This is a genomic window from Pseudomonas sp. VE 267-6A (assembly GCF_024126555.1).
Taxonomy (GTDB): Bacteria; Pseudomonadota; Gammaproteobacteria; order Pseudomonadales; family Pseudomonadaceae; genus Aquipseudomonas; species Aquipseudomonas palmensis.
The window spans coordinates 1-2,504 of sequence record NZ_JAMYBY010000041.1 but is presented as its reverse complement, the minus strand read 5'-3'; the positions used below and the strand labels follow the sequence as shown (position 1 = coordinate 2,504).

At 63.8% G+C, this 2,504-nt stretch carries 2 protein-coding genes; both read right to left on the bottom strand.

The features are described 5' to 3' along the window. The coding region (locus NJH59_RS25335; protein ID WP_253087465.1) for a condensation domain-containing protein at positions 1–1,435 on the bottom strand (1,435 nt) is incomplete at its 3' end. Continuing rightward, positions 1,435–2,504, bottom strand: a 1,070-nt coding sequence (locus NJH59_RS25330; RefSeq protein WP_367270569.1) for an AMP-binding protein, incomplete at its 5' end; no start/stop codon positions are given. The genes NJH59_RS25330 and NJH59_RS25335, both read right to left, overlap by 1 nt.

Genomic DNA, 2,504 nt, shown 5'->3' with positions numbered 1-2,504 from the left:
CGCGCTGTTGCGGGTCAGCGACAATCGCCTGCAGCAGGTTCTGCCAGTGCCGGGCCAGACGCTCGATGGTCGCGGCGTCGAACAGATCGGTGGCATACGTGAAGCTTGCCGAGAAGCCAGTCGGCGATTCGGCGGTGTTGAGCGTCAGGTCGAACTGCGCGCTGTGGGTGTCCCACTGCAGGTTTTCGACCTGCAGCGCATCCGAGTGGTCTGATGCCTGCCGCGTTTCATTGACCAGCCCGCGATGGTTGTACATGGCCTGGAACAGCGGTGTGACGCTCATGCTGCGGGTGGGTTGCAGCGCTTCGACCAGGTAGCCGAAAGGCAACTCCTGATACTGCTGTGCTTCGAGCGACGTCTGCTTCACCTGCTGCAACAGTGCCTCAAAGCTCGATGCGGTGCTGAAGTCGGCCTTGTAGACCTGGGTGTTGACGAAGAAGCCGATCAGACCCTCGGTCTCGACCCGGTTGCGGTTGGCCACTGGCACGCCGACGCGGATGTCCGCCTGACGACTGTAGCGGTGCAGAAGGGTCTGGAATGAGGCCAGCAACAGCATGAAAGGGGTCACGTTGTGCGATTGGGCCAGGTGTTTGAGACGCTGGGCGACGGTGTGATCGAGGTCGACATCCAGGCGCGCTCCGCGGTGGCTTTGCTCGGAGGGGCGAGGGCGGTCCAGTGGCAACTCCAGCACCGACTGCTCGCCACCGAGCTTTTCAGTCCAGTACTGCAACTGCCGCTCACGTTCGCCGGCTTCCATCCAGCGTCGCTGCCAGATGGCGTAGTCGGCGTACTGGATCGGCAGCTCGGGCAACGTCACCTCGCGCCCCTGGCTGTAGCCGGCATACAACTGCACCAGGTCGCTGACCATGATCTCCAGCGAGGCGGCGTCCGACACGATGTGGTGCTGAACCAGCACCAGCACATGCTCGTCCGGCGCCGAGGATGCTAACGCGATGCGCAACAGAGGGCCGTGCTCCAGGTCGAACGGGGCCTGTGTCTGCGCCTGGACAAAGGCCAGAACCGCCGCCTCTGTCTGGGTGTCCAGCACATGACGCGCAATTTCCAGCGTCAAGTGCGGGGCAATGCGCTGCACCGGGCCGTCGTGGGTCTGGGTGAAGGTGGTGCGCAGGGCCTGGTGGCGTGCCACCAGGGCGTTGAAACTGCGCTCCAGCGCGTTCGCGTTCAACGGGCCCTTCATGCGCAGCGCAATGCAGATGTGGTAGGCCGCACTCTGCGGCTCCAGCTGCCAGAGGAACCACTGACGCTCCTGTGCGAAGGACAGCGGAACCGTCTCGACCTCCGACTGCACCTGCGGGATCGGCAGGTTGGCCGGCGACACGCCTTCGCCGAGCATTTTTTCTAGAAACACTTTGCGCTTGTCCAGCGGGAGGGTGATGAATCGCTTGGCGATCCGTGCAGCCATGTCCTTGTCCATCACACTTCCTCCAATTCGTCGAACAGTGCTTCGAGTTTGCTGAGTTTCGTGGTGTCGACCTGGGCACCGAGTTGCGCCACCTGTGCAGTGAAATCACCCAGGACAGGGAATTGGAACAGCTCGTGCGGGCTCACCTGTATCCCCACATCCAGTTGCATGCGTGACATCACGCGAATCACCATCAAGGAATGTCCACCCAGTTCGAAGAAGTTGTCGTGCAGGCCGATGCGCTCGCAGCCGAGCACGTGCTGCCAGATGGCAGCAATGCGCTGCTCCAGCTCGCTTTGCGGGGCCACATATTCACGTTGCAGCTGGCTGGCATCGGGCTTGGGCAGCGCCTTGCGTTCCAGCTTGCCGTTCGGGCTCAGCGGCATCTGCTTCAGCCACACCCATTGCGCCGGGATCATGTAGTCCGGCAGATGTGCATTCAGTGCGTGCCTGAGGTGCTCGCGCAGGTCGTCCTGCCCGGCACCAGCGCTTGGCACCACATATCCCACCAGTTGCTGGCCGGTGGTACCCTCGATCGCCAGCACCACCGCTTCGCGCACGGCGTCGAGCGCCATCAGGCGTGCCTCGATTTCACCCAGCTCGATGCGCAGGCCGCGGATCTTCACCTGATGATCGATACGCCCGCGGTATTCGATCACGCCGTCGGCGCGGTAGCAGGCAAGGTCGCCGGTGCGGTACAGGCGCTTGCCTTCGCCGAACGGGCTGGTGACAAAGCGCTCGGCAGTCAGTGCGGCGCGGCGGTGGTAACCCCGCGCCAGTCCTTCGCCGGCCAGGTAGAGCTCACCGGTGACGCCCGCCGGCAACAGCCCCAGGTCGTCGCCGAGGATGTAGGTCTGCAGGTTGGCAATCGGCTGGCCGATCGGTACGCCATCCTTGCCTTCCTCGCGGCAGGTCCAGTGAGTCACGTCGATGGCGGCTTCGGTAGGGCCATACAGGTTGTACAGGCCCGCGTTCGGCAACTTGGCGAACACCTGCTGCTGCGCGTCCACCGGCAGGGCCTCGCCGCTGCAGACGATGCGGGTGAGGCTGGTGCAGCTCGGCACACCGGCATCCAGCAGGA